Raw genomic sequence first — 26,083 nt, 5'->3', positions numbered from 1 at the left:
CGATAGGATTGGCCGGCGGAGGGATTTGATATGGCCAATGATTATGCCGTCCATCGCCAGACGCGCAGCGGCGTTGAGATTTTTATTCTCGAACAAGCCGGGCAGGCACAGGCCGAGGTCGCCCCGGCGCTCGGCAACAACTGCTTCGCATTGCGCGCGGCGTCCGATGTTTTAGAGCCGGTCGCCTTCGATGACTTCGTCAGCCGCCCGACAAGCTACGGCATCCCTGTGCTATTCCCCTTCCCGAATCGCATTCGCGACGGCCAGTTCACTTTTCAGGGAACCGCCTATCAAATCAATCCGCCGCGCCACGGCTTTGTGCGTGATAAAGCCTGGACGGTCGTCGAAGCCGAGGCTTCTGAAACGGACGGCGCGTGGTTGCGCTGCCGCTTCGACGCCCGCGACTATGGCGAAGCGATTCTCGGCCAGTTCCCATTCCCTTTTGTATTGGAGATGACCTATCGCCTGCATGAAGGCAGGCTCGGCATTCACCTGATGGCGACCAACACCGGCGAGCGGGCGATGCCCGCGGGCTTCGGCCTGCACCCTTACTTTCGCCGCCCGGCTCGCGGCTCGATTCAAGTCCCCGCGAGCCATCGCTGGGAGCTTGCCGACAGCTTACCGACCGGCAAGGTGATGGAGGTGGATGAGGCTTATGATTTACGTCAGCCGCGCGACCTCGACAGTCTGGTGCTGGATGATATTTATAGCGGCCTGAGCGCCGCCGACGCGGTGACCGAGTGCCGATTGACGGATGACACGCAACGCCTGGAAACCATCATCGAATTCAGCCCGCGACAATTCCCGTTTGTCGTCGTCTACACGCCGCCCGCGCCACGCCCGGCCATCTGCATTGAACCGAATAGCTGCCCGACGGATGCGTTCAACCTTGAGCAGCGCGGCCTCCCGAGCAACGTCCTGACGCTTGCGCCCGGCGCACAGGCGAGCTTTGATGTGTGGCTCTATCAACGATTGCTAGCCTAATTCTGACCGCTCGATTACCGCCGGTCGCGGTTGTGCGATGGCTCAAGCCCAATCCATCTTCGGGTGCATGGTGTGCCACTGCGTCGCGCGCTCGAAAGCCATCGCCACGCGGAGCGGCGCGGCTTCGTCATACAAGCCGCCGGTGAACATCAGCGAGCGCGGCAGATTGTCTATAAAGCCGCACGGCAGACAGACCGCCGGGTGGCCGGTCAGGTTAGTGATGAGCAAGCTGGCGCTACCGGGCGCAGGCGAAACGAAGACATCCCACCTCGACATGAACTGATCCATCTCGCGCATCAGCAGCGTGCGGGCGCGCTGGGCGCGCAGGTATTCGACCGCCGTGATGAAACGCGAAGTGCGAAACGAGTTCGGCCAATCGTTCGGCGTCTGCCCCGACAGTTGATTGATCCGGCCATCGCGGGTGATGTCATCGAAAGCCGTCGCCGCTTCGGCACTCAAGATGATGCGCAGTCCGTCGGTTGAAAACTTCGGCAGCTCCGTCGCTTCAAGCTTTGCGCCCGCGGCCCGCAAGGCGTCGAGCGCCTCTTTGTACATGGCTTTCTGCTTGTCGTCGCCGCGCTCGAACTCGGCTTGCAGGTAAGCGATACGCATTCCGGCAAGCGGCCTGTCGGGCATCCAGTTGAATGCCGCATCGCCTACGGTCAGGTCGTGCCCGTCCGGCCCGTAAGCCGCCTGAAGCACCGCCGCGCAGTCTTCGACGCCGCGACAGATCGGCCCGACCTTGTCCATCGTCCAGCTCAACCCCATCGCTCCGTAGCGGCTGATGCGCCCATAGGTCGGGCGCAATCCGACCACGCCGCAGCGCGACGACGGCGAAACAATCGAGCCGAGCGTTTCGGTGCCGACGGCAAAGCCGACCAGGCCGGCAGCGGTCGCCGCCGCCGAGCCTGCCGACGAACCGCTCGACCCGATGCGGTCTTCGTCCGGCACCCACGGGTTGCGGGTCACGCCGCCGAACCAGCGTGGCCCCTGCGCCAGCGCGCCCATCGAAAGTTTGGCCAACAACACCGCGCCGGCTTCGCGCAGCCGCTCGACCACCGTGGCGTCCGTATCGATCATCTGCTCGCGGAAGGGCTCGGCCCCCCAGGTCGTTCGTGTGCCACGGGTGGCGAACAAGTCTTTCGCGCCCCAGGGGACGCCGTGCAGCGGCCCGCGCCATTTGCCGCTCTTGATCTCGCGCTCGGCCTGCTCGGCCTGCCGCGTCGCCGTTTCTTCCATCAGCGTGACGACGCAGTTGAGCTTCGGCCCGTAGCGCTTGAGCCGCGCGATATACATCCGCGTCAGCTCGACGGGTGACAGTCGCCGCGTGCGAATCAATTCGCCGAGCTGCGCGGCGGTGAAGAAAGCGACCTCTTCGACCGACTTGAAGGTTGGCGGCGCTTGCTTGCTCAACTTGAATTTTGTCGGCGTGGTGTTGAACTTCTTGCCGGGCAGCGCCGGGTGAAACGTGATGGCCGGCTCGGTGTCGAGCGGCACATCGATCTTGCGCAATGATTCGTAAGCCGTGAGGTTGCGGTTGACGCCCGGCAGCGCCATCTCTTCTTGCGCAGGCGTGAGATCGACGCCGATCAGTTGCTCGGCGCTGTGCAGCATCTCTTTGGTGATGCGCTGTGGCGGCTGCGGCTGCTGCGGCGGCTGCGCCAGCGTCGCCGTGTCGATGCGCGTAGCGGCAATCGCCGTGGCGCCGGCAGCCGGGAGCAGCTTGACGAAGGCGCGGCGGTTGACCCGGTTAGCCGAATCACTTTTCTTGCGAGCAGTTTTTTCACGCGAGGCTTTTTTCATCATCTTTCCATTAACGGGTGGATTGAGCGCGGCAAAGGCTTTGCCGTGGCCTCTGGTTTATATCATCAGGGCAGGCAGAAATCCATCAGCCGGGGCGCGCCGTAGTCGTGCTTGCCTGCTTCGCTGGTTTCGCATAATCTGGGTCACGCCGACGAAGCGGACTCTCTACCAATCATGGCTCACACAAGGAGGCGCGATGGCCCGACCGATTGTCACAAGGCGCATCGTTCTACTCTTCATCCTGTGCAGTCTCGTCGTGCTGCCGCTGGTCAAAGCCACCGACACGGCGGCGCACTCGCTTGATGGCTACTGGCTCTCGGATGGCTACGGTCTTCTGGCCGAGGTCAAGGGCGGCGAGATCAAGCTGTTTGAAATCACCTCGCTCAGTTGCATGCGCGGCGACACTTTCAAGCTACAGGCCGAGCCCGCCGACCCGCGCGGTAGGCGATTCGTCAACGATGACGATGTCCTCTTCCTGACCCCAGGCCCATCGCCGAATACGGAGTGGTTTCACTACCTCGGCGCAGCTTCCAAGGTGCTATTCCGCCGCGCAACTTCGCGCCCCGAAGTCTGCGGCCACGAGACCGCGAACGACCCGGTGACCAACTTCGAAGTCTTCGCCGCGACCTTTGCCGCGCATCATGGTTTTCTGAAGCACCGCGGCGTAGACTGGGCCGCCGTCACCCGGACCTACCGCGCGAAGGTGACTGCCGAGACGAAGCCAGAAGAGCTGTTCGACATCTTCAAGGCGATGATCGAGCCGCTGCACGACGCTCACACCTTCATCGCGGCGCGGAGTATCAAGAAGGGGTTTGGCGGCAAGCGGCCCGGCACGCTGGCGCTGACCGGCGACGAGAAGAAACGGACGATTGAGATTCTCGAAAGCCGCTACCTCGAAGATAAATTGCGCTCGTGGTGCAACGGCCACGTGCGCTACGCCCGCTTGAAAGGCGGCGCGGGCTACCTGCGCATCGACGCGTTTGCGGACTACGCCAAAGGCAGTTTCGACGAAGGCGCGCTCGCGCTCGACGCGGCGCTCGATGAAATCATGAAAGATGTTCAAGGGCTGCGCGGGCTGGTGATCGATGTGCGGATCAATGGCGGCGGCGCTGACCCTTACGGCGTGCAGATCGCCGGGCGGCTGACCGACAAAGCTTACGTTGCGTTCGTCAAGCGGGCACGCAATGACGCGCAGAATCCCGAAAGCTGGACGCCGCCGCAACCTTCTACGGCCCGTCCGAGCGACCGCCCGCGTTTCCTCAAGCGCGTCGTCGAGCTGATCGGCCCCGACACCGTGAGCGCCGGCGAGACCTTCACGATGGCCTTGATGGGACGGCAGCCGCACATCACACGCATCGGCGAAAACACGCAGGGCGTTTATTCAGATGTGCTGGTGCGCCAGCTCCCCAACGGCTGGCGCTTCGGCTTGCCGAATGAAGTCTTTCTGACCGAGCAGGGCAAGCACTTCGAGGCTACAGGCGTGCCGCCGGAGATTCGTGTGCTGGTCTTCCCGAAAGCTGACCTCGAAGCTGGACGTGATACGGCCCTAGAGAAAGCGCTTGAGATATTAAAATAAAGATCAACCGCCAAGACGCCAAGAACGCCAAGATAGATTCGCTCTTCTTGGCGTTCTTGGCGTCTTGGCGGTTGAAGTGATGCGGACTTAATCTTTCTTTGCCTGCTGGCTGCGCGAGCCGAGCTCTTTCAACAACTCCTGCACGGCAGTCTCAAGCTGGCGGTCGCGGCCCGCGAGGTTGTCTTCAGGCGTATTCTCGACCAGGATGTCGGGCTGCACGCCGTAGTTCTCCATGTTCGTGCGCTTCTGGTCGGCGAGGAAAACGCCGACGCCCGGCGTCCGCACCGTCGAGCCGTCAATCAGCGAATAACTGCCCGTGCCGATCACCGCGCCCATCGTTGGCGTGCCGATCACCTTGCCCAATCCCAACGCGCGGAAGCCCGCCGGGAACATCTCGGCGTTTGAAGCCGAGCGCCAGTTTTGCAGCACCACCTTGGGGCCGAAGAAGCCTGCGAACGGACGGCCCGTCGCTTCGGCGCCGCGCGGCTGCCAGATTTGATATTCGCGTTGCACGAGTATCGCCAGCAGCTCCTGTTCGATGTTGCCGCCGCCGTTCCAACGCTGGTCAATGATCAGCGCTTCCTTGTTGCGGTTCTCGCGAATCTCTTTCTCGAACCGGCGCAAGCTGGGCGGGTTCATCGCCTGAATGTGCAGGTAACCGATGCGCCCGCCAGAGAGCTTGTCGACCATCTCGCGCCGCTGCCGTACCCAGCGCTCGTAACGCAACTGGCTGAACGCCTGCATCGACACCGGCTCGATGCGCGCCCGCCACGCGCCCTCTTCGCTCGGCTTGTCGTTTAAGGTCACGGTCACCTTGCGATTCAAGCGGTCGTTCAACAGCTCCCAGTAATCGTCGCCGGCCTTCACAGGCTTGCCGTCAATGGCGATCAGGTAATCGCCCGCCTTGACCTTCACCCAGTCTTTATCCGCCGGGCCGTCTTCATAAATCGCCGTCACTTTGTAACGGCCCGCCGCCGCGTCGGGCTCAAGATCAAAGCCGAGATGCACGGTCGCCGCGCCGCCTTCGCGACCGCGCGTCGGCGGGGCCGCGCCGGTGTGCGAAGCGTTCAACTCGCCGATCATCTCGTTGATGATGTTTAACAGCTCTTGCCGGTCGCCGACATCTGCGACGAGCGGCTGGTACTTGGCGCGCGCCGCGTCCCAGTCCTTGCCATGCATCTGCGGATCATAGAAGCGGTACTTCATCGTCCGCCATGCATCGTCGAACATTTCGGCCCATTCCTCGGGCTTATCAATCTTGACCTTGGCGACAAAGTTGACGCGCCGCCGCGCGCTCTCGCGGCCACCCGCCGTCGCGCCGGTCGGAGCCGCCGCCGCGCCTGCCGCCTGAGCTTGCAAGGCGAGAGAATAGACGGCGTTGCCTTCCTGATAAAAGAGCGAGCGGCCATCGCGCGTGACGTTCAGATTCGAGATGCCGCCGCGGCCAAAGAAACCGCCGCCGCCGCCTTCGCCTTCGCCGCTCGGCGCTTCGCCCGCGGCCAGCCGCGTCAAGCGCTTGCCGTCTTCCTGAATCGAGTAGATCACAGGGATGCTGCGCGTGCCGGCGGGCTCCGTCGTCACAAATACCACCGTGCGGTTGTCCGGCGCGAGGGTGTAGTTGAAGACCGCGAACGGCATGCGCGTCACTTGCGTAGTGCGGCGCTTGAGGCCCGCCCAGTCAATGTTGATCTCTTTGACCGGCTGATTGCGCGGCGCGCCCATCGCTCGACGTTGCGCGCCGTCCTGGTCTTGATCGGTGGTTTCGGGGCGGTCTTCGGGGTCGGCGGGGTCGCGCTCCTGGCGTTCGAGGGCGACCGCGTAAAGCTGCGCCGACGGCTGCCCGCCGCCACCCGCGCCGGCTTCCGTGCGCACGAAGTAGAGCTTGCGCCCGTCGTGCGTGAAGTGCGGGTTGATGTCGTTTGACGAGTCGAACGTCACCTTGCGCTCCTCGCCGCCCGAAGCCGAGATCAAGATAATGTCTTGTGTGCGCGTGTAGTCGGGCTTCGCGTAAGCGATCCACTTACCATCGGGCGACCAGACCGGCGCGCCGATGTTGCCGTACTTCGACGTGGCCAGCTCGACGGTCTGCTTGCTGTCGACGTTGTACTTGCGCAGCTTGTCATCAGACGCCGTGAAGACAATCTCTTTCGAGCCGGGCGACCATGCGAAGTTGAGCTTCAGGGCATCGATGTCGGTGATCTTCTGCGGCTGGAGGCTAGCGTCCGCCGGGGCGATGTAGATTTCTTCGCGCCCGCTCTGGTCGCTGACGAAAGCGACCCACTTGCCGTCAGGCGAATACTGCGGGTCTTTGTCGCGCCAGGGGCTGTTGGTGATTTGCCGCAGGTCGCCTTCGTCGGTCGGCGCGGTAAATATTTCGCCGTGAATCGTCAGGGCGATGCGGCGGCCCGACGGCGCGAGGTCGTAATCGTCAACCTGCGAGTTGAAGTCGCGCGTCTCGCTGGCGTTCTCTTGCGTCTCGGCGGCGATGTCGAGCTTGATGGGCGTCGCCCGGCGGCTCGCGGTGTCGAGTTTCCAGACGCCAAAGTCATGCTCGAACATGATGGTCTTGCCGTCACCGCTGATGGCCGGCCAGCGCACGTCGCCGCTCTTGAAGGTGGTGACGCGCTCGGCCTTGCCGCCGCTTTCGGCGACGCGCCAGATGTTGGTCAGGCCGTTGCCGTCGCGGTCGCTGACGAAATAGATGAAGCCGTCCGAGGCCCACATCGGCCACGAGTCCGCGCCATTGAAGTCTGTGATGTCGGTGAACTTCTTTGCCGCCACGTCCATCACCGTCACGTCGCTTTGATACGCGCCGCGATAATACTTGCGCCAGTAGACCTGCGAGCGGCGGTTGACGGCGAGCTTCTGGCCGTCGGGCGAATAGCTGGCCCAGACGCCCATGTCGGGGCCGGCGCTACGCGGCAGGCCGCCGTCTACGCTAACCGTGTAGAGCTTCGGCATGAAGTCTTCGCCGCGCTGCGAAGAGAAGAGGACGGCGCGCGAATCCGGCGTCCAGCCCAGCACCGCGTCGTCGGCGGAGTGGAAGGTCAGTTGTTTGGCGGTGCCGCCGCCAGCCGGAATGATGAAGACATCGAGATTGCCGTCGCGGTCGGACGAGAAAGCGATCCAGCGGCCATCAGGCGAAAAGCGCGGGTAGACATCGCGCGCCTTATGCACCGTCAAGCGCGTGACGTTCGAGCCGTCTTCGTTAGCCGTCCAGACGTCGCCGAGGTAGGTAAATGCAATGCGTCCTTTGTAATAATGCGGGTAGCGCACCAGCCGGGCTTCGCGGCCCGCCGCCGCTATCGGCAGGCAGGCGAGAGCGAGCAATGCAAGCGCATAGAGTCTTTTCATAGAGCCTCCTTGGGATTGATCCTTAATGTAATCGATGCGTGCTGAAGAATAACATAGACGCCGGCTGTAGCCTGGCGGTTACAAGAGAAGCGGGCGCGGGCGGCGCAGCTGGAAAAACTGAGAATTGTGAGGAATAAACATTGAGGCGTGACGGCGGTCACTGATTTTGCCAGGATGACGGCTTATACTGAGGCCAACTAATTGAGAGCTAGATTCCGTCCTTCCAATCTGTACTTGAGACCACGGGCCGCGCTCCTCCTCGCGCGGCCCTTAACTTTTTTTGTGTAGCGCAAGCTAACAGCTTGCGCTACAGAGGCGAACCGTTTGAAATCCGCTGAAATGTTCAAGCGTTATCCGGCTGAGTCTGCGGCGGGAGGCCTTCAAAGAAGCTGGCGACCGGGGCGGCGAAGCCTTCGAGCAGCGGCGTGGTGAGCGTGTCGCCCTCGTCGAGCGTGCAGGCGAGTTGCAAGCCGGCTTCCGTGCGGCGAAAGACTTCGACGCGGCGCGTTGGCCAATCCATAATCCAATATTCGTCAACGCCGCAGCGCGAGTAGAGCTTGAGCTTCAGCTCGCGGTCGCGCCGAGTATTCTGGCTGCCGGGTGACAGCACTTCGATCACCAACTCGGGCGCTTGATAGAGGTGGCCGCCCGCCCCAAGCGCCGTCTGAAGCCGCGCCTTGCTGATCCAGACGACATCCGGGATCACGTCGTTGTCTTCAGAGAAGATCAAACCCGGCACGGAAACGGTCAGTCCCACTCCCGTTTTGTCGTTCCAGCCTTTCAGTAAAGTGCCTGCGTTCATGCAGACCAATTGATGATTGAAGTGAGGTGATTTCGACACAATTAGCTCCCCCTCGATGATCTCGTAGCGGTGAGTCTCGTCGTGGGGAAGCTTCTCAAGGTCTGCCGAAGTCCAGCGGATTGTCGTTGCCATCTCAGTTTGCTCCTGTAGTCGTCTTGCGGCGAAGTATAGCACGGATCGCGTACTTTATGTCACTTTTATGATCTCGTCTGGCGGTGTGCGGCGGCACGTTCGACCAGCAGGCGATAGATGGCCGCGCCGGTCTGGTCGGCTTCCGGGTGCCATTCGACGGCGAGCAGGTGGTCGCGCTCGATGGCTTCGATGATGCCGTCTTCTGCGGTCGCCGCGACGCGAAAGCCGGGCGCGACGCGCGCCACCGCTTGATGATGCGTCGAGCAGACCATGACCGCCTCGCCGAAAAGCGGGCGCAGAAAAGAATCCACAGCGGTCTTGATCTCATGCGCCGTCGCCCGCTCGCCGCCGCCATGATCGAATGCCGACGGATTCTCGGTGCGGATGTCCTGCATCAGCGTGCCGCCGAAGTGAACGTTGATCAGTTGCATCCCGTAACAGACGCCGAGCAGCGGCGTCGCGGTTTGCGAAAAGTGATCGAGCAGTTGCCGCTCCCAGGCGATGCGCTCGCGCGATTCAGGGCGCATCGGCGCGGTGGGGCGCTCGCCGTAAAGCTGCGGCGGAATGTCGTCGCCGCCGGAAATCACCAGCCCGTCACAAATCTCTGCGACCGCCGCCGGCTCAAGCTCGGCAGAGACCAGCACCGGCTGGCCGCCGGCCTCGGCGACGGCCTGCGCATAAGCCCGCTTGACGTAGAGATAATCGTGACCGGCGCGCAGGCGCTCGCCGTGATCGATGCCGACCGTGATGCCGATGATGGGTCGCCGCATAAATGTCTCCTTCACTGTTTATCCCGCTCCTTATTTTAAAGAATTTCCGCAAAAGATGCCCTATGTTTGGGGCTCTCATCAGGGGCCGCCATGAGCTTCATTGAAGAAAACTGTTGACTGTCACCCGCCGACAGACATAATGCAGGTACGCTATCAAAACGTCGCATCTCCGATGCCCCTTTGTAGTTTGCGCCTCGCATGGTGTCCGGTGATCTTCCGGTGTTTGTGCCACGTGCGGCATTGAAAAGTTCCGCCCCGCGACGAGAAAAGCGAAGTCATGAAAACAAACCAACCTTCGACGCCGGAGCGCCGTGTGGGCGTGCGCAAGTTTGACCTGCTCTACCTGATGAACCGCGTCGGCATCAAGACGGTGCGCCGCAAGCTGATTGTCGGCGGATTGCTGCTGACCGGCCTGTCTATCCTGCTGACCTGCGCCATTGCCTATCGCAGCTTTTACATGGCGATTGATTCCAGCGACCACCTGCACAAAGTGGCGGTGTCGTCGGCAGAGACGGTTGATCTGCTGATCGCCGAAAATATTCAGTTTGTGCGCTCGATTGCCAGCGATCCCATGCTGGTCGAGAAAGCCGAGTGGGCCGCCCAGGAGGCCGAAAAACAACTCGACCTCCACGCGCAGCCAAGCGGCGCGGCGATCAATGCGCTCGAAGCGCGCTTCGAAAAAACGCACACGCTCGACACGACGGCGGACCAGACCACCGCCCTGCTCGATGCCAAGAGCCATTTGAAAGGCGTCTTTGACCGCGCCTTTTTTACCGACCGCTATGGCCTGACCGTTGGCATGACGCAGATGACCGATGATTATGTGCAGTGCGACGAGGATTGGTGGCAGAAGGCCATGCACGGCGGGTTGTCGCTCACCGATGTGGGCTTTGACAAAGTGACCGGCGGCCTGGCGATGGAAATATGCGTCGCCATCCCGCACCCGAAGACCGGCCAGCCCAATGGCGTCTTGAAAGTCAAATACAACCTCCGCGACGCCCAGAACTACATTGCCCGATTCAAGGAATATAATACCGGCTACGCTTACGCGATCAGCCGCGACGGGACGATCATCCTCCATCCGAACGAGCTGAAGCGCACCCAGCCAATTGATGAGACGCTGCGCCAGAGCCACTTGCTTGAGCTGGCGGCAGCCGGCGACGGCCGCGTCTTGCACTACGATCAGGAGGGCGATACGCGGCTGCTGTCGTTCGCGCAATCGCACGGCACTTCGACCGCCAGCCTACAATATCCCGGCTTCGGCTGGACGTTTGTCGTTGATAACAGCCAGAGCGAAGTCTATCAGCCCGCCACCGTCATGCTGCGAACGATTGGCCTCTGGGGCGCGGGATTGTTTGTGGTCTTCGGGGCGCTGGCGCTGCTGCTCGCGAGCAGTGTCTCGCGCGCCGTGCAGAGCCTTTTCGATGTCACCGAGCGCGTCAGCCAGGGCGACTTGCAAGCGCGCACACGCATCACCACCGGCGACGAGTTGCAGCGCGTCGGCGAGGGCTTCAACCAGATGATGGATCGGCTGGCCGAGATGATGCGCCGCGAGACCGAGCAGAAAGAGGAGCTGGAAAAACACCTTGCGGAATTCCTCAAAGTCGTCAAGCCGGTATCGCACGGCGACCTGACCTTGCGCGCCCGCGAAGGCGACGACGCCGTCGGGCGCATCGCCCGCATCGTCAATAAGATGTTTGACGACTTCACGGCCATGATCGTCCAGGTCAAGCGCATGGGGTTGTCGGTCTCTTCGAGCGCCACGGAAATCCTCGCCGCCGCCGAGCAGATCGCCGCCGGCGCTCAGCGGCAGGCCGAAGAGATCACCAAGAACAGCAGCGCCGTCGAAGAGATGGCCGCTTCGATGAATCAGGTATCGCGCAACGCCGAGATGTCGGCCGAAGCGGCGCGCCGGGCGCTCGCGCGCGCCGAGCACGGCGACCGCGCCATGGGCGATACCGCCGAGGCCATGCGCCGCATCAACACCGCCGTGCAGCAGACTTCGGGCAAGATGCATTCGCTCGGCGCGCGCAGCAACGAGATCAGCGAGATCATCACGCTCATCGAAGAGATCGCCGCGCAGACCAACCTGCTGTCGCTCAACGCCGCCATCGAAGCCGCGCATGCGGGCGAGGCGGGCGCCGGCTTCAGCGTCGTCGCCGACGAGATTCGCCGCCTGGCGCAGCGCTCGTCGAAGGCCACCAAAGACGTCGGCAACCTGATTAAAGCCATCCAGAGCGAAACCGCGCAGGCCATCACGGCGATGGAAGCCGGCCTCAGTGAGGCCAACAACGGCAGCGTGCTTGCGGATCAGGCGAGCCACGCGCTCCAGGACATGAGCAGCGCCGTGCGCGAATCTTCCGAGCTGATGCAAGAGATTTCCGCCGCCAGCGAAGAACAGGCGCGGGTGACGCGCGACCTGGCGATGGCGATGCAGACCATATCGAGCATCACGCTGGAAACGACGGCCGGCACCCACGAGACGGCGCAGACGATTCAATCGATGGTCGGGCAGGTCGAGCAGTTGAACGTCGTCATCGGCGGCTTGCAGATCAACAGCAGCGCGCATCACGCCTATGCCGGCGAGCTGCCGCAAGCGCCGCTCAGCGGCCCCGCCGGCCCGGCATCATTCTTCAGCTTCCAGCAGGGCGATTAGCAATGTAGCGCAAGCTAATAGCTTGCGCTACATCAGAGGAGAGGGACGTGGCGGCAAAGCAACAGATGATCATCTTCAAGGTCGGCGACGAAGCGTTCGCCGTCGACATTCTGCTCGTCAAAGAGGTGGTGATGATGCGCGAGATCACGCCGGTGCCCGAAACCGCGGGGTTTGTCGAAGGCGTGATGAACCTGCGCGGCCAGCTCGTGCCGGTCGTTGATCTGAGAAAGCGGCTGCGCGCCCGCCGCCTGACCAACAGCCATGAGCAGCGCATCCTCATCTGTCGCTTAGATAGCCAAATGATCGGCCTGATTGTTGACGGCACCAGCGAAGTCGTGCGCGTCGGTCAGGAGCAGATCGAGCCGGCGCCCGATATGATGCGCGAAGTCGGCGCCGATTACGTCGCCGGGATTATCAACCTCGACGCGCGCTTCGTGACGCTGATGGATTTGCAAGCGGCGCTGACGGGTGAGATCACGGGCGAGCTTGATGCCGTGATGAAGGCGCTCGCAGGCCGCCGGAAGCCGGTCGCGCCGGCACAGGTCGGTTGAGTCGAAAGGATAGCCATGAGCTTTCAGAATGCGGAGACCATCTATGCGCCGGGGTTCCTGCGTCACCCGGCTGTAGTACTCTCCGACAACGAGTTCGCGCTCTTCCGCGAGCTGATCTATGAGGAGTGCGGCGTTAAAATCGGCGGCGAGAAGCGCGGCTTTCTCGAATCGCGATTGCGGCGGCGGATGGCGGCGCTCGGCGTCACGACGGCGCTCGAATACTACGGCGTCGTGCGTTACTCGAAGACCAGGATGCGCGAGATGCCGGCGCTGCTCGACATCCTGATGATTTGCGAAACCTCGTTCTTCCGCAACCAGCCGCAGTTCGACCTGCTCAACGACGTGGTGCTGCCGGAGATCATCAATCATAAGCTGCGCGCCAACTCACGCCTGCTGCGACTGTGGAGCGCCGGCTGCTCGACCGGCCAGGAGCCTTACAGCGCGGCGATGGCGGTGCTTGAGCGGCTGCCCGACCCCGAGACCTGGAACCTGCGCGTCTTCGCCTCTGACCTGTCGTTCACGGCGCTCGAACGGGCGCAGGCGGGCGTCTACAGCGCCGAGCAGATTCGCGGCCTGCGCGAGCCGCACCTGTCGAAATACTTTCATCGCGAGCAGGACAATTACGTGGTCAACGATGATCTGCGGCGGCGCGTCGTCTTTGATTATCACAACCTCAAGCATGACAACGGCCTGCGCTCGCTCGACCTCGTCTTCTGCCGCAACGTGATGATCTATTTCGATGTCGAAGAGCAGCGCCGGCTGGTGACGCGGTTTGCCAACTGTTTGCTGCCCGGCGGCTATCTTTTCATCGGCCACGCCGAGAGCCTTCAGGGCGTGTCGCAGCAATTCGCGATGCTGCACCGCGACAAAGGCATTGCCTATCGCTTCAACGGCCAGGGGAAGGCAGAAACGAGGAATGATGAGCGATGAATGATGAATGACAGAAAACCCGCCGGACAACCATGGGACTTGTCTCCGGCAATTCATCATTCATCATTCCGCATTCATCATTTATTGGCTAGACGATGGACGAGCTGACGCAAAACGAGATGGCGACCTTGCTGGCGGTTTACCGCGAGCAGACGCTGCATTTGCTCGACGAGATGACGGCAGACTTGCTGGCGTTGGAAGCCGGCACCGCCGACGGCGAGGCCGTGGCGCGGCTGCGTCGTGCGGCGCACACGATCAAGGGCGATTCGGTCTGCGTGATGCTCGAAGGCGTCGCCGAGATTGCTCACCGCATCGAAGACCTGATGGCCGAGGTGATGGCGCGCGGCGGCGACTTTGACCGCAGCGCGGTTGATGCCATGCTCGGCGGCCTCGACCTGATGCGCGAGTCGCTTGACCGCGAAGCCATCGAAGATGTCGCGGCTGACTCGGTGAAGCGATGGACCGATGATCTGGAAACGGAGATCAGTGAAGCGGCGCACAAAGATCAAAAGCCGGCTAAAGCCACCGCCGTTGACTCGCCGGATGAGCCGTCCGCCGCGCCGACGGTGGCCCGGCGCTCGGAGCCTTATGTGCGCATCGAAGCCGAGAAGGTCGATATGCTGTTGAACCTTGCCAGCGAGATGGTCATCGCGCGCTCGGTGCTGAATCAGGTGGGCGCGCAGTTCGAGCAGCAGATGGGCGACAACGAGGTGGTGCGCCGCGCCAGGGACTCGCACCTGCACCTCACCAAGCTGATCAGCGAATTGCAGAAGCAGGTCCTGAGAATGCGCATGGTGACGATCAACACCATCTTCAAGCGCTTCGCCCGCCCGATGCGCCAACTGGCCATCGAGAGCGGCAAGCAGATCGAGCTTGAGATGCTGGGCGGTGAAACCGAGCTTGACCGCGCGCTCACCGACGCGCTCTACGAGCCGCTGTTGCACTTGCTGCGCAACGCCATCGCTCACGGCGTCGAAACGCCCGGCGAGCGCCGGCAGTCGGGCAAGCCGGAGGTCGCCAGAATCACCGTGCGCGCTTATCACGACGGCAATCAGATTGTCATCGAAGCGCGCGACGACGGGCGCGGCATCAGCCCGACGGCGCTCAAGGCCAAAGCCATCAGCGCCGGCCTGCTGAGCGCCGCGCGCGCCGCCGAGATGAACGAGCAGGAGGGCATCGAGCTATTGTTTCTCGACGGGCTTTCGACCGCCGAGCAGTTGACACAGGTGGCGGGTCGCGGCGTCGGCGCGGCGGCGGTCAAGCGCGCCGTCGAAGCCCTGCACGGCACCGTGACGGTGGCGAGCGAGGCGGGATTGGGGACCTGCTTTACGTTACGGCTGCCGCTGACGCTGGCCATCATTCGCGCTTTGCTGTTTGCCGCCGCCGGCAAGTGGTTGGCGCTGCCGCTGCTGGCGATCAACGAGGTGGTGCGCATTCGGCCCGCGGAGATTACCCGTGTTGACGGCGTCGAAAGCTATCGGCTGCGCGACCGCTTCATCACGGTGGTGCGCCCGGGCTGGGCGCTCGGCTTTGAGCGCCGCCGCGGCGGCGCCGGCGCGGGGCTGCGCACGGAGCCTGCGCATGTGTTTGTCATCGTCGTGACGGTCGCGGGCCGCACCTATGGCATCGTCGCCGAAACGCTCTACGGCGAAGAGGAAGTCGTCGTCAAAGCGCTCGACGACCGCTGGCTGCACAACGACGCGATCACCGGCGCGACGCTGGTCGGCAACGGCCAGATCGTGTTGATTCTCGACGCCGAGAACCTGCTGCGCAAAGCAGTCCGCTTCGAGCGGCTGAAGAGAGAAGGCAAGCTGGCCTATGCGAGCTGAGATGAACAAGATACGCGTGCTGGTCGTTGATGACTCGGCCGTCATGCGCAAGCTGATATCAAATCTGCTGGCGCGCGACGACGAGATCGAAGTGATCGCCACCGCCATAGACGGCGACTTCGCGCTCGGCAAGATCGAGCAGGTGAAGCCGGACGTGGTGACGCTGGACGTCGAGATGCCGCGCATGGATGGGCTGACGACGCTTGAGCACATCGTCAACGAGTACCACTTGCCGGTCATCATGCTCAGCTCGTTTACCGAGCGCGGCGCGGAGGCGACGATGAAGGCGCTGGAGAAAGGCGCGGTCGATTTTGTCTGCAAGCCGAAAGTGGCGGCGCAGATCGTGGGCCTTGCCGACGAGCTGATATCGAAGGTCAAGGGCGCGGCGCGCAGCGAGGTGGCAACCCTTAACCTCGGCTTCAGCAGCGCCGACAGCCAAAAGGCAAAGCGGCAGGTCATGGCGACTCCGGGCCGCACACAGCTCGTCGCCATCGGCGCGTCAAGCGGCGGGCCGCACGCCTTGCGCCACCTGCTGCCGCGATTGCCGGCGAATTTCGCGGCGCCGGTTTTGATTGTCCAGCATCTGCCCGAAGCCTTTTCGGCGATGCTGGCGCGCTGGCTCGACGAGCTCTGCGCGCTTGAGGTCAAAGAGGCGACCGCGGGCGAGCTGGCCCGGCCGGGCTGTGTTTACCTGGCACCGGCGCGGGCGCATATGAAAGTGAGAAAGGTGACGGGCGGCGCGGAGATTCAACTGGAGTCGGGCGCGCCGGTCAACGGCCACATGCCTTCGGTGGATGTGCTGTTCAATTCGGTCGCCGAGAGTTTCGGGGCGGCGGCGACCGCGGTGATTCTGACCGGCATGGGCAGCGACGGTGCCAGCGGGCTCGGCGAGATTCGCAGCGCCGGCGGCTACACCATTGCGCAGGACGAGGCCAGTTGCGCGGTCTACGGCATGCCGCGCGTCGCCGTGCAGCGTGGCGGCGTTAAGCAGGTGCTTGCCCTCACAGACATCGCCCCTCATCTGATTTCGAGAATAGGACAGAGTGGTTACGTGGAGAAAAAACATGTTTGAGATGACCGGAGAGATGGCACCGCCGCGCGCGCCGCTCACTTGCCTCATTGTGGACGATTCGGCCTTCATGCGATTTCACCTGAAGCGCTTGATGGACGCTTTCGATAACGTCGTGGCGCGCGAGGCAGCCAACGGCAACGAGGCGGTGACCGAGTATGCGCGCTTCAAGCCCGACATCGTGCTGATGGACATTGTCATGCCGGGGCTCGGCGGCATCGAAACCGTCAAGCAGATCTGCGAGCACGACCCGTCGGCCCGCGTCATCATGATCAGCTCGCTCAGTTATCACGAGAAGGTCGAAGAGGCGCTGGCCGCCGGCGCCAAGTGCTTCGTCGCCAAGCCGGTGACGACCGAACAGTTGCGCCAGGCGATTGACCGCGCCTTCACCGCGGCGGCGTAAAGCGGTTTGAATGTGGCGCAAGCGGTTAGCTTGCGCATTGCCTCGCGCAAGCTGACCGCTTGCGCCACATTGAAGGGTAAGACTATGCGACTCGAAGTTGTGAAAGCCTTCCGCGATTCGACCGGCGAGATGTTGCAGCAGATCGTCGGGCCTGTCGACGACGTGGCGGCTATGGCTATGCATCCGACGCCGCTTGCCGGGCGCGAGGTGACGACGGTCATTGCGCTCGACGGCGAGGCGCGCGGGCGCGTGACGTTTGATATGGACTCGGCAACCGCCATGCGACTGGCCGGGCGGCTGCTCGACGAGCCGCCCGCGATGATGACGCCGCTGGCCGAGAGCGCCATCGCCGAGCTGGCCTCGATGATCATCGGCCATGCGATTTCAACCATTAACGATCAAGGGAGGCGCGTGCGGATGGAGCCGCCGGTGATCGGCGACGGCGGGCTGGCCCGCGCCGAGGTCTGCTTTGAAACGCTGACCTTTCCCGTGCAGACGCCGTTCGGCGAAGTGCGCGTCAATGTCATGATTCACGATCTCGATTAAGGAGGGTTATGAGCCAACGACCGGAAGACATTCTAAAAGTATTCTCGAAGAGCGAAGAGCTGCTGGACATGATTCAGCGAGGCCGCGCCTTCACCGAAGAGCTGATGAGCGAGAACGAGCGGCTGCGCTATCGCCTGGTGCAGATGGAGGCCGAGCGCGCCAGCGCCGAAGAGATGCACAAGCGCGAGGTCGAAAAGCTGCGGCTCGAAGCCGATCTCGCACGGCAGCGGGCCGACTTTCTCGATGGCCGCTTCCACGAGATCGAGGAAGAGAACAAGGACTTCGCGCAACGCTACGTCGAGGTCGAAGAGCAGAACGAGAGCCTGGCGAATCTCTACGTCGCCAGCTACAACCTGCACTCGACGCTCGACCCGCAAGAGGTGATCGGCTGCATCACGGAGATTCTGTTGAACCTGATCGGCGCCGAAGAGTTCGCGCTCTACGTGCTGGACGAAGAGAGCGGCGAGCTGGCGCTGACCGGCTACGAGGGCGACGCGCTGACGATGCTGCACGCGGATCGGATGGCGGTGGGCGAGGGCCTCGAAGGCATGGTGGCGGCGAGCGGCGAAGCCTTCTTCGCGCTCGACACCGGCGAGACGGGGGAAGTCTGCGCCTGCTTCCCCTTAAAGCTCAAAGCGCAGGTGGTCGGGGTGATCGCGATTTACAAACTGCTGGCGCACAAGCGGCAGTTGACTGACCTAGATCACCACTTGCTTGAGCTGTTGGCCGGCCATGCGGCGACGGCAATCGTCAGCTCGAAGCTCTACGCGCAGACGGACCGCAAGCTGAAAACCTGGGAAGGGGTCATGAGCCTGCTCCGCGAAAGCTAAGGCGAAAGGTAAAGAAAGATGGAGAGAAAATCACTGCTCGTGGTTGACGATTCGGCAACCTTCAGACAACTGCTTTGCATGAGCCTGACACGCCTGGAAGGCATCTCGCAGGGCGACATCACGCAGGCCTGTGATGGCGCCGACGCGCTCAACAAGATGCAATCCAAGGCGTTCGATCTGGTGCTAACCGATGTGATGATGCCGAACCTCAACGGCCTGGAGCTGGTCTCGCGTGTGCGGTCGGAGTTACAGAGCCGCGTGCCGATTGTCATCATCAGCACCAAGGGCGAAGAGGCGTTCGTCGAACAGGGGATGAAGAACGGCGCCAACTGTTATTTGCTAAAGCCGATCTCGTTGCCGCGCTTGCGGGAGGTGGTGAGCGGACTGCTGGCCATGTGAGAGGCGACTATGCACCTGAACGGCGACCTGAGCGATTTCGCGCTCGCCGACATCTTACAAATCCTCAGTCTCGGCAGAAAGACGGGGACGCTGCTGGTCGAAAACGGCAGCCTCAAGGGGCGCATTGTCATTGAGGCGGGCCGCATCACCGGCGCAGAGGCGGAGCCCGGCGGCGGCCTCGCCGATAGCCTGCTGCATCGCGGCAAGCTCAATGCCGACACGCTGGCGCTGCTGCGCCGCATCGGCGAGAGCTGCGCCGCCTGGAGCTTGCCGAGCCTGCTGCTGGAAAGCGGGCTGTTGAGCATCGGCGAGCTTCAGGAAGCCGCCAGCCTGCACGTTTCGTCGCTGGTGTCGCGGCTGGTCGAGATCGGCAAAGGTAGCTTCCGATTGCTGCTCAACGAGACGGCATTGACCGATGACCGCGACAACGTGCGGCTCGCCGACGGTCTGGATATTGGCGAGGTCTTGCTGCAATCGGCGACCCGGCGCGACGAGGCGCAACGCCGGCCCGAACCGATGCCGCCGCGCCGAGCCAGCGCCGCCGCCGAGCCCGCGCGAATGCCAGTGAACGGCGCAACCGGCCCCGCGGCGAGCCGCGCGGTTAACGGCAATGGGAATGGGGCGGCAGAAAAGAACGGCAACGGGCACCCGGGCCCCGAGCGCTTTTACGCGCTGCTGGCTGAGTTGAGCGCCAACTCGGTGCTGATGGAGATCAGCTTGCTGGTGATGCGCTACGCCAGCGAGCAGGCGTCACGCGGCATATTGTTCGGGCTTCACGAAGGCGCGCTGCATGGCATCGGCCAGTTCGGCGTTGACCGCTTCGTGCATAGCCATAATGTGGATAGCTTGATTCGCGCCATCCGCTTGCCGCTCACGGGTGACGCGCTGGTGGCGCGGGTGGCGCGCGAGCGCGCTCCGGTGGTCGGGCCGCTGGAGCAGAGTTACTGGAACGCCGAGATGCTTGAAGCCATCGGCGGCGGCCACGATGGCTTGCAGGCGCTGGCGGTGCCGCTGCTCAGGGATGGCCAGGTCATGTACGTCATCTATGCCGACAACTTCGGCACCAGCGAGCCGCTGATGGCGATTGACGAATTGGTCGCGCTGACCAGCGTGGCGACCCTGGCGCTCGACAAGACGCTGTTACACCAGGTCGGCGCCGGCGTTAACTAACCCGCGAACCCTTCCCGCCTTACTTTCAACAGACGAATCCACAGGAACTTCTCTACAACACCTCGCGTACATTCCAACAAGTCAGGGGCGGATTAAGCCACTAGAGATTAGAGGAAGGACACCGAACAATTATGCTGCAAGACTTGCGCTATAGCATGCGCATGCTGGGGAAGACGCCTGCCTTCACGCTGGTCGCCGTGCTATCGTTAGCCATCGGCATCGGCGCGAATACGACCGTGTTCAGCATCGTCAACGCGCTGCTGCTGCGCCCGCTGCCGGGCCTGCAAGAGCCGTCACGCCTGGTTGACCTGCACGCCACTTCACCGCACGGCCAGTACGGCACCTTTTCTTATCCCGACTATGAGTATTACCGCGATCATACAAACCAGTTTGAAGGCATCGCCGCATACACCATGCTCGAAGCTTATCTGAACACAGGCGATCAACCCGAGCATACGTTTGGCAATCTGGTTTCGGGCAATTACTTTGATGTGCTGGGCGCGCGCCCTGCACTTGGCCGCTTCTTCACGCCCGAAGAAGGGCAGACGCCGGACGCGCATCCGGTCGTCATCAGCTACAGCTTATGGCAGCGGCGTTTCGGCGGCGACCCGCAGGCGGTCGGTCGCGCCATGACGGTGAACAACCATTCTTACACCATCATCGGCATCGCTCAGAAAAACTTCAGGGGCACGCTGGTCGGCGTCAGCCCGGACCTATGGGTGCCGGTAACGATGCGCAAAGCGGCCTTGTCCGGCGAGGTGCTGACGCGCAATTCGCGCTGGCTGCAAGCCTTTGGGCGGCTGCGTCCGGGCGTTTCGATTGATCAGGCGCAAGCCGAGCTTGTGACACTTGCCGGCCAGTTGCAGCAAGCTTACCCCGACACCAACCGTGATCTTGGCGTGCGGCTGCAACCGGCGAGCGCCGTTCCCGGTGCAGTGCGCGGCGCGGTCGTCGGCTTCATGGGCATTCTGATGATGATCGTCGGGCTGGTGCTGTTGATTGCCTGCGCCAACGTCGCGGCAATGTTTTTGACGCGCACGACGGCGCGGCGCAAGGAGGTCGCTATCCGTCTGGCAATCGGCGCGACGCGCGGACGCATTATCCGTCAGGTGATGATCGAAAGCCTGCTGCTGTTTCTCTGCGGCGGCGTGGCCGGCACACTGATGGCGGTGTGGGCGACCAACCTGCTTGCGGCGGTCAAGCTGCCGGTTGATATGCCCATCTTCATCGATCTCGCATTAGATTGGCGCGTGCTCGGCTTCACGCTCATCGCTTCGCTCGTGACAGGGTTGTTGTTCGGGCTGTCGCCGGCGCTGCAAGCGTCAAAGCCTGACGTGCTGCCGGCGCTCAAGAGCGACACGCCGGGCGGCGGCGCGCACCGCTCGCGGGCGCGCAATGTTTTTGTTATCGCGCAGGTCGCGATTTCGCTGGTGCTATTAATCGTCGGCGGCCTCTTTATGCGCAGCCTGATGAACGCCGCGCACATCGATCCGGGCTTCAACCCCGATGGCGTGCAGACGGTCGGCTACAACCTGCGCATTCAAGATTATGACGAAGCGCAGGGCCGCGCGTTTTATCGCCAGCTCATCGAGCAGGTCGAGGCGACGCCGGGCGTGCGCTCGGCGAGTCTCGCGCAATTCGTACCGCTCAGCGGCAACGTGATGACCTGGGGAATTCAGATCGAAGGCGTCGAGCCGCCGCCGGGACTCGACCGCATTCCGGTTGATTGCAACGTCGTTGACGCGCGCTATTTTGAAACCCTCGAAGTGCCGTTGCGGCGCGGGCGCTCGTTCAGCGAAGCGGACAAACAGGGCGCGCCGCGCGTCGCCATCGTCAACGAAGCCTTCGTGCGCCGCTTCTTTCCCAACGCGGACGCCATCGGCAAGCGCTTCACCTTGGACAAGGACCCGATTGAGATTGTCGGCGTCGCTCGCGACGGCAAGTACGAAACGCTCGGCGAAGAGCCGACGCCTTACTTATACATGCCTTTCGCGCAGTCGTATTCGGCCAATATGACGTTGCACGTCCGCGCCGCGCCGAATGATGCGGCGGCCGTAGTCGCTGCCATCCGGCAGGCGACGCAACGTCTGGACAAGAACCTGCCGCTGCTGAGCGTGATGCCGATGAGCGGGCAGATCGCTTTCTCTTTAGTCCCCCTGCGGCTGGCCTCAGCCATCGTCAGCGTGCTGGGCATGGTCGGTTTGGCGCTGGCAGGGATAGGCATCTTTGGCGTCGTCAGCTATTCGGTGGCGCAACGGACGCGCGAGCTTGGCATCCGCATGGCGTTAGGCGCCAGCCGCCGCGACGTGCTGTACCTGGTGCTGGCTCAGGGCTGGAAGCTGGCATTGATCGGCGTCGCTATCGGCCTAGCCCTGTCGTTCGTCTTGACGCGCGCGCTGACGAGCTTGCTCTATGGCGTCAGCGCCGGCGACCCGCTGGTGTTTGCGGCCATGGCGCTCGTCTTATCCACGGTCGCGCTGCTGGCCAGTTATTTGCCGGCGCGTCGCGCCACGCGAGTCGATCCGATGATCGCGCTGCGTTACGAATAAGCGACGCGGGAAGAGTGACGCGGGGACGCGTCGCCACTATCCGCGCTAGCAATTTCCCGCCCTTCGATAAAAAATAGGTTCATGGAATTGATCAAGTACCCGAACCCCATCCTGTTCAAAAAGTCGGCGCCGGTCGAGATCACTAAAGAGGTCAGAGATTTTGTGGACGAGATGTTTGCCTTTATGAAGGGCGAGCTGACGTGGGGCGAGCCTGTCGGCCTGGCAGCGCCGCAGGTCGGCCACAACGTGCGCATCTTCATCGCTTTGAAACAGGTCTACATCAACCCGGAGCTGACGCCTGTGGAAGAAGCCGGCACCACTGTCTACGAAGAAGGTTGTTACAGTTTAGAGAAGGAGCGCTACGACTATAAGGTGCGCCGCTATAATGAAATTCTGCTGCGCTGGCAGAACCGCAAAGGCAAGTGGCGGCAGGAGCGCATCAAGGGCTTTCGCGCCCAGGTCATTCAGCACGAGTACGACCACCTCGAAGGCCGCCTCTGCTCCGGTCAGGCGGAGGGATCATGATGACACCTCGACGACGCCGGTCGAAAGCCGCAGCGTGTGAGTGCTTTCTTTGCGGTAGACCGCGATGACGTTGTTGCTTTGAGTCAGGCTCACCGCCGGCTCCTGGCCCTTATCCTTATCCTTCTGACTGAGCGCGACGCGAGAGGTCCAGGTGACCGTCTGCCCATCTAATTTGCCGATGCGATACCACAATTCATCATGCGCGTCCCGATTGACCTGAACGATGATCCCCGCGTTATTGATCGCGACCCCAGGGTGTACGCCGTCGAGGTCGTAGACCACATGGTGCTGCCACACGATGCTCTGTCCGTCCGGCTGTAACTGCCCGACATATTGCCATAGCTGGCCATTGGAACCTGGGAAACCTACATCCGCTTCAAGGAGCAGAATCACTACCCCATTGTCGTTAATCCCGACCGCCGGCTTATGACCGGCGCTGTAGCTGAACGCGGTTGGAGCTTGCCAGCTTATCGTGCCCTGGCTCGCCTCCAACTCGCCGATGCGGTAACTAAGCCCCTTCGTACCCTCGTAGAACTGAACGACGATCCCATTATTGTTCAGGGAGACCGAGGGGTTGATGCCCTCTGCATTGCACGGAATCGCCTTGCCGATGAATGGGGTGTCATCGGGACCCCCGATGCGGTAATAGATATTCAGGTCTAAATCCAATTCGAGGGTGACGATGTTCCCGCTATCGTCCATCGCGATTGCCGGCCCACTATCCATCATGACGTCGGGTAGTGGGTGATGCTGTCCCCAATTTACTGCGCCGTCTGCCTCCAATACCCCCAGGCTATACCATAAGCCTTGGCCGCTGCCCCCCACATGAAGCTCGATGACAAGGAGGCCGTCGTTGATTGCGATTTTCGGTTCGAGGCCGCTGTTCTCATAATCGGCGTCCCGAATTTTCCAGGAGATCGTTGCGTCGAGCGCCCCCGGAGACATGTCGGACGAGTCATTTTGCGACATTGTTTAATTCCTTTCTGAATAGAAGTTCACACACGTTACGCCATTCGGTGAGGGGTTGCAACTCGAAAGCCCGAACAAGACGGCGCGCGGCCATGAAGCTTGCGAAAAAAGAGCCGGCGGAGGGCGCGCCGTCCAGAATCCTTGTCTGAGGGGCGTGCAGGCGTTACGGTTTTGGTATGGCGTCTGCGCATCGTCCACCACAGAAAGAGCGGCCAGGCTGGCGCGAGCGCATCGCGGCGTTGCGTTATGTGCCGCCGCTCGTGCGATTGGTCTGGCAGACGCATCGCGGTTTTACATCGGTGATGGTCGTGCTGCGACTGCTGCGCGCCTTCATCCCCGTAGCAACGCTGTGGGTCGGCAAGCTGATCATCGATACGGTCGTCGCCATGCGCGACGGGCAGGCAAGCTTCAAGCGGCTGTGGCAACTGGTCGCTCTCGAAATCGTCATCGTGCTTGGCGGCGAGATGCTGGCGCGTGCGTCGTCACTCGTTGAAAGCCTGCTCGGCGATTTGTTCTCGAACCTGACGAGCGTGCGTTTGATGGAGCACGCGGCGGCGCTCGACCTCTACCACTTCGAAGACCCGACCTTCTATGATCAACTGGAACGGGCGCGGCGGCAGACGACCAGCAGAATCGGCCTGCTGATGCAGCTCATTCAAATGGCGCAAGACACCATCACGCTCATCAGCCTGGGCGGCGCGCTGCTGGTCTACAGCCCGTGGCTGCTGCTGTTGCTGGCGGTCGCCGTGGTGCCGAGCTTTTTGGGCGAAACGCATTTTGCCTCGCTGGAGTATTCGTTACTTTTTCGCTGGACGCCGGAGCGCCGCCAGTTGGATTACCTGCGCTACATTGGCGCAAGCGACGTGACCGCCAAAGAGGTGCAGATGTTCGGCCTGGCGCCGTGGCTGATCGAGCGCTTCCGGGCGCTGTCAGAGAAGTTTTACGAAGAGAACAAGCGGCTCTCTGTGCGCAAGGCGTTCATTTCGACCTTGCTCTCTGTCGTCGGCACCGCCGGGTACTATGGCGCCTATGCGATCATCCTGGTGCGCGCCGTGCTGGGGACGATCACCATCGGCTCGCTGACCTTTCTCGCGGGCTCGTTTGCGCGCAGCCGCGACCTGATTCAACGCCTGCTGATGGGCGCAAGCGAGATCACGCAGCAGGCGCTTTACCTGAAAGACCTTTTCGATTTCTTCGAGATGCGCCCGACGATCACTTCGTCTGCCGAGGCCGTGCCTGTGCCTGAGCCGATTCGCGAAGGCTTCGTCTTTGAAAACGTCGGCTTTCAATATCCGGGCAGTGACCGCTGGGCGGTGCGCCATGTCAGCTTTCATTTGCCGCCGGGCGAGCGCGTCGCCTTCGTCGGCGAAAACGGCGCCGGCAAGACGACGCTGACGAAGTTGCTGGCGCGGCTCTACGACCCGACCGAAGGGCGCATCCTGCTCGATGGCCGCGACCTGCGCGAATACGACCTGGGATCGCTGCGGCGGGCCATCAGCGTCATCTTTCAAGACTTCGTGCGCTACGCCATGCGCTTCGACGAAAACATCGGCGTCGGCGAGATTGACAAGGTGCGCGCTTATCTCGATACGGTGGCGAATGAGCCAGGCAACGGCGACCACGGCGCTGAATCACCCACGACCGGCAACGGCAAGCCGGGCCGCTTTACCAAAGACGTCGAAGCGGCCGCACAGACAACTGAAGGCGCGGATGTGCCGGAGCCGATCACCGCGGCGGCAGATAAGTCACTCGCTTCAACCTTGCTCGGACGCTTCACCAGCGGCTACCGGCAGATGCTCGGGCGGCGATTCGAAGGCGGCGTAGACCTGTCGGGCGGCGAATGGCAGAAGGTGGCGCTCGGGCGCGCTTATATGCGCGACGCGCAGGTGTTGATTCTTGACGAGCCGACCGCCGCGCTCGACGCCCGCGCCGAGTACGAAGTCTTCAAGCGCTTCTCGGAGCTGGTGGCCGGCCGCATGGCGGTAATCATCTCGCACCGCTTCTCGACCGTGCGGATGGCCGACCGCATCGTTGTGCTGACCGAGGGGCGCGTCGTCGAAGATGGCACCCACGAAGACCTGTTGGCACGCCGCGGCCTCTATGCCGAGCTATTTACTCTCCAGGCCGAAGGCTACCGCTAAGTCCTTTGCTTGTCTCATCGCGGCGTTTCATCCATAGGACAAGGCGAAAAAATGTCTCACCGGTGAAAATTTTGCTTGACAATTTTCGGTTATTT

At 62.4% G+C, this 26,083-nt stretch carries 20 protein-coding genes; 15 read left to right on the top strand and 5 right to left on the bottom strand.

All coding sequences use genetic code 11. From position 1 onward, the window contains the following. Positions 1-30: 30 nt before the first annotated feature. Positions 31-984 (top strand): aldose 1-epimerase, encoded by a 954-nt coding sequence (locus VJ464_06350; GenBank protein HKQ04734.1) that lies wholly within the window; start codon positions 31-33, stop codon positions 982-984. A 42-nt stretch (positions 985-1,026) separates the two neighbouring features. Here the strand turns inward: VJ464_06350 and VJ464_06345 are convergent, their stop codons facing one another. After that, the gene (locus VJ464_06345; GenBank protein ID HKQ04733.1) at positions 1,027-2,790 is read right to left on the bottom strand and encodes an amidase; all 1,764 of its coding nucleotides are present in this window, start codon (positions 2,788-2,790) and stop codon (positions 1,027-1,029) included. A gap of 193 nt (positions 2,791-2,983) precedes the next feature. Here VJ464_06345 and VJ464_06340 point away from each other — a divergent pair, with 193 nt between their 5' ends. Continuing rightward, positions 2,984-4,363 carry a S41 family peptidase gene (locus VJ464_06340; protein HKQ04732.1) on the top strand — a complete coding sequence of 460 codons (1,380 nt, stop codon included), beginning with the start codon at positions 2,984-2,986 and terminating at the stop codon, positions 4,361-4,363. Between the two features lie 87 nt (positions 4,364-4,450). Here VJ464_06340 and VJ464_06335 read toward each other — a convergent pair whose 3' ends face one another. The 3 genes from VJ464_06335 to VJ464_06325 all read right to left on the bottom strand — a co-directional run bounded on the left by VJ464_06335 (position 4,451) and on the right by VJ464_06325 (position 9,421). Further along, the gene (locus VJ464_06335; GenBank protein HKQ04731.1) at positions 4,451-7,717 is read right to left on the bottom strand and encodes a S41 family peptidase; all 3,267 of its coding nucleotides are present in this window, start codon (positions 7,715-7,717) and stop codon (positions 4,451-4,453) included. Positions 7,718-8,060: 343 nt separating this feature from the next. Next, positions 8,061-8,651 carry a Uma2 family endonuclease gene (locus VJ464_06330; protein ID HKQ04730.1) on the bottom strand — a complete coding sequence of 197 codons (591 nt, stop codon included), beginning with the start codon at positions 8,649-8,651 and terminating at the stop codon, positions 8,061-8,063. A gap of 65 nt (positions 8,652-8,716) precedes the next feature. Further along, entirely contained in the window at positions 8,717-9,421 is a 705-nt protein-coding gene (locus tag VJ464_06325; protein HKQ04729.1) for a gamma-glutamyl-gamma-aminobutyrate hydrolase family protein, read from the bottom strand. Between the two features lie 277 nt (positions 9,422-9,698). Here VJ464_06325 and VJ464_06320 point away from each other — a divergent pair, with 277 nt between their 5' ends. The 12 genes from VJ464_06320 (at position 9,699) to VJ464_06265 (ending at position 22,878) form a co-directional block, all read left to right on the top strand. After that, positions 9,699-12,077 carry a methyl-accepting chemotaxis protein gene (locus VJ464_06320; protein ID HKQ04728.1) on the top strand — a complete coding sequence of 793 codons (2,379 nt, stop codon included), beginning with the start codon at positions 9,699-9,701 and terminating at the stop codon, positions 12,075-12,077. 47 nt (positions 12,078-12,124) lie between these two features. After that, the gene (locus VJ464_06315) at positions 12,125-12,628 is read left to right on the top strand and encodes a chemotaxis protein CheW (protein HKQ04727.1); all 504 of its coding nucleotides are present in this window, start codon (positions 12,125-12,127) and stop codon (positions 12,626-12,628) included. A 15-nt stretch (positions 12,629-12,643) separates the two neighbouring features. Next, positions 12,644-13,558, top strand: coding sequence for a CheR family methyltransferase (locus VJ464_06310; protein ID HKQ04726.1), 915 nt, complete (start codon positions 12,644-12,646; stop codon positions 13,556-13,558). 95 nt (positions 13,559-13,653) lie between these two features. Continuing rightward, positions 13,654-15,387 carry a chemotaxis protein CheA gene (locus VJ464_06305; GenBank protein ID HKQ04725.1) on the top strand — a complete coding sequence of 578 codons (1,734 nt, stop codon included), beginning with the start codon at positions 13,654-13,656 and terminating at the stop codon, positions 15,385-15,387. Between the two features lies 1 nt (position 15,388). Continuing rightward, the gene (locus VJ464_06300) at positions 15,389-16,459 is read left to right on the top strand and encodes a chemotaxis response regulator protein-glutamate methylesterase (GenBank protein ID HKQ04724.1); all 1,071 of its coding nucleotides are present in this window, start codon (positions 15,389-15,391) and stop codon (positions 16,457-16,459) included. Beyond that, positions 16,452-16,859 (top strand): response regulator, encoded by a 408-nt coding sequence (locus VJ464_06295; protein ID HKQ04723.1) that lies wholly within the window; start codon positions 16,452-16,454, stop codon positions 16,857-16,859. The genes VJ464_06300 and VJ464_06295 overlap by 8 nt, the downstream gene beginning before the upstream one ends. An 84-nt stretch (positions 16,860-16,943) precedes the next feature. Continuing rightward, a complete protein-coding gene (locus tag VJ464_06290) occupies positions 16,944-17,405 on the top strand; it encodes a chemotaxis protein CheX (GenBank protein ID HKQ04722.1) in 462 nt (153 codons plus the stop codon). 8 nt (positions 17,406-17,413) lie between these two features. Beyond that, positions 17,414-18,235: a GAF domain-containing protein gene (locus tag VJ464_06285; GenBank protein HKQ04721.1), complete on the top strand. Its 822-nt coding sequence runs from the start codon at positions 17,414-17,416 to the stop codon at positions 18,233-18,235. A gap of 18 nt (positions 18,236-18,253) precedes the next feature. Beyond that, on the top strand, positions 18,254-18,634 hold the full coding sequence (locus VJ464_06280; GenBank protein ID HKQ04720.1) for a response regulator: 381 nt from the start codon (positions 18,254-18,256) through the stop codon (positions 18,632-18,634). 9 nt (positions 18,635-18,643) lie between these two features. Continuing rightward, the gene (locus tag VJ464_06275) at positions 18,644-19,804 is read left to right on the top strand and encodes a DUF4388 domain-containing protein (GenBank protein ID HKQ04719.1); all 1,161 of its coding nucleotides are present in this window, start codon (positions 18,644-18,646) and stop codon (positions 19,802-19,804) included. Between the two features lie 131 nt (positions 19,805-19,935). Continuing rightward, positions 19,936-22,353 (top strand): ABC transporter permease, encoded by a 2,418-nt coding sequence (locus tag VJ464_06270; GenBank protein HKQ04718.1) that lies wholly within the window; start codon positions 19,936-19,938, stop codon positions 22,351-22,353. Between the two features lie 81 nt (positions 22,354-22,434). Then, on the top strand, positions 22,435-22,878 hold the full coding sequence (locus VJ464_06265; GenBank protein HKQ04717.1) for a peptide deformylase: 444 nt from the start codon (positions 22,435-22,437) through the stop codon (positions 22,876-22,878). Here VJ464_06265 and VJ464_06260 read toward each other — a convergent pair. Further along, positions 22,873-23,847, bottom strand: coding sequence for a hypothetical protein (locus VJ464_06260; GenBank protein HKQ04716.1), 975 nt, complete (start codon positions 23,845-23,847; stop codon positions 22,873-22,875). The two genes, VJ464_06265 and VJ464_06260, sit on opposite strands and share 6 nt — an antisense overlap. Before the next feature lie 176 nt (positions 23,848-24,023). Here VJ464_06260 and VJ464_06255 point away from each other — a divergent pair, with 176 nt between their 5' ends. Then, positions 24,024-25,988 carry an ABC transporter ATP-binding protein gene (locus VJ464_06255; GenBank protein HKQ04715.1) on the top strand — a complete coding sequence of 655 codons (1,965 nt, stop codon included), beginning with the start codon at positions 24,024-24,026 and terminating at the stop codon, positions 25,986-25,988. Positions 25,989-26,083 lie beyond the last annotated feature (95 nt).

The sequence above is a fragment of the Blastocatellia bacterium genome (assembly GCA_035275065.1).
Lineage (GTDB): Bacteria > Acidobacteriota > Blastocatellia > UBA7656 > UBA7656 > DATENM01.
Note: the sequence above shows the minus strand (reverse complement) of the source record. Positions and strands in the feature narration are given on the sequence as shown.

Bases quoted from the DNA above. Each gene is read 5' to 3' on its own strand.
- VJ464_06285 (HKQ04721.1), top strand. From the start codon at position 17,414: ATGAGCCAACGACCGGAAGACATTCTAAAAGTATTCTCGAAGAGCGAA.
- VJ464_06295 (HKQ04723.1), top strand. From the start codon at position 16,452: ATGTTTGAGATGACCGGAGAGATGGCACCGCCGCGCGCGCCGCTCACT.
- VJ464_06330 (HKQ04730.1), bottom strand. From the start codon at position 8,651: ATGGCAACGACAATCCGCTGGACTTCGGCAGACCTTGAGAAGCTTCCC.
- VJ464_06280 (HKQ04720.1), top strand. From the start codon at position 18,254: ATGGAGAGAAAATCACTGCTCGTGGTTGACGATTCGGCAACCTTCAGA.
- VJ464_06340 (HKQ04732.1), top strand. From the start codon at position 2,984: ATGGCCCGACCGATTGTCACAAGGCGCATCGTTCTACTCTTCATCCTG.
- VJ464_06265 (HKQ04717.1), top strand. From the start codon at position 22,435: ATGGAATTGATCAAGTACCCGAACCCCATCCTGTTCAAAAAGTCGGCG.
- VJ464_06320 (HKQ04728.1), top strand. From the start codon at position 9,699: ATGAAAACAAACCAACCTTCGACGCCGGAGCGCCGTGTGGGCGTGCGC.
- VJ464_06310 (HKQ04726.1), top strand. From the start codon at position 12,644: ATGAGCTTTCAGAATGCGGAGACCATCTATGCGCCGGGGTTCCTGCGT.
- VJ464_06255 (HKQ04715.1), top strand. From the start codon at position 24,024: ATGGCGTCTGCGCATCGTCCACCACAGAAAGAGCGGCCAGGCTGGCGC.
- VJ464_06300 (HKQ04724.1), top strand. From the start codon at position 15,389: ATGAACAAGATACGCGTGCTGGTCGTTGATGACTCGGCCGTCATGCGC.
- VJ464_06260 (HKQ04716.1), bottom strand. From the start codon at position 23,847: ATGTCGCAAAATGACTCGTCCGACATGTCTCCGGGGGCGCTCGACGCA.
- VJ464_06345 (HKQ04733.1), bottom strand. From the start codon at position 2,790: ATGATGAAAAAAGCCTCGCGTGAAAAAACTGCTCGCAAGAAAAGTGAT.
- VJ464_06325 (HKQ04729.1), bottom strand. From the start codon at position 9,421: ATGCGGCGACCCATCATCGGCATCACGGTCGGCATCGATCACGGCGAG.
- VJ464_06335 (HKQ04731.1), bottom strand. From the start codon at position 7,717: ATGAAAAGACTCTATGCGCTTGCATTGCTCGCTCTCGCCTGCCTGCCG.
- VJ464_06270 (HKQ04718.1), top strand. From the start codon at position 19,936: ATGCTGCAAGACTTGCGCTATAGCATGCGCATGCTGGGGAAGACGCCT.
- VJ464_06275 (HKQ04719.1), top strand. From the start codon at position 18,644: ATGCACCTGAACGGCGACCTGAGCGATTTCGCGCTCGCCGACATCTTA.
- VJ464_06305 (HKQ04725.1), top strand. From the start codon at position 13,654: ATGGACGAGCTGACGCAAAACGAGATGGCGACCTTGCTGGCGGTTTAC.
- VJ464_06290 (HKQ04722.1), top strand. From the start codon at position 16,944: ATGCGACTCGAAGTTGTGAAAGCCTTCCGCGATTCGACCGGCGAGATG.
- VJ464_06350 (HKQ04734.1), top strand. From the start codon at position 31: ATGGCCAATGATTATGCCGTCCATCGCCAGACGCGCAGCGGCGTTGAG.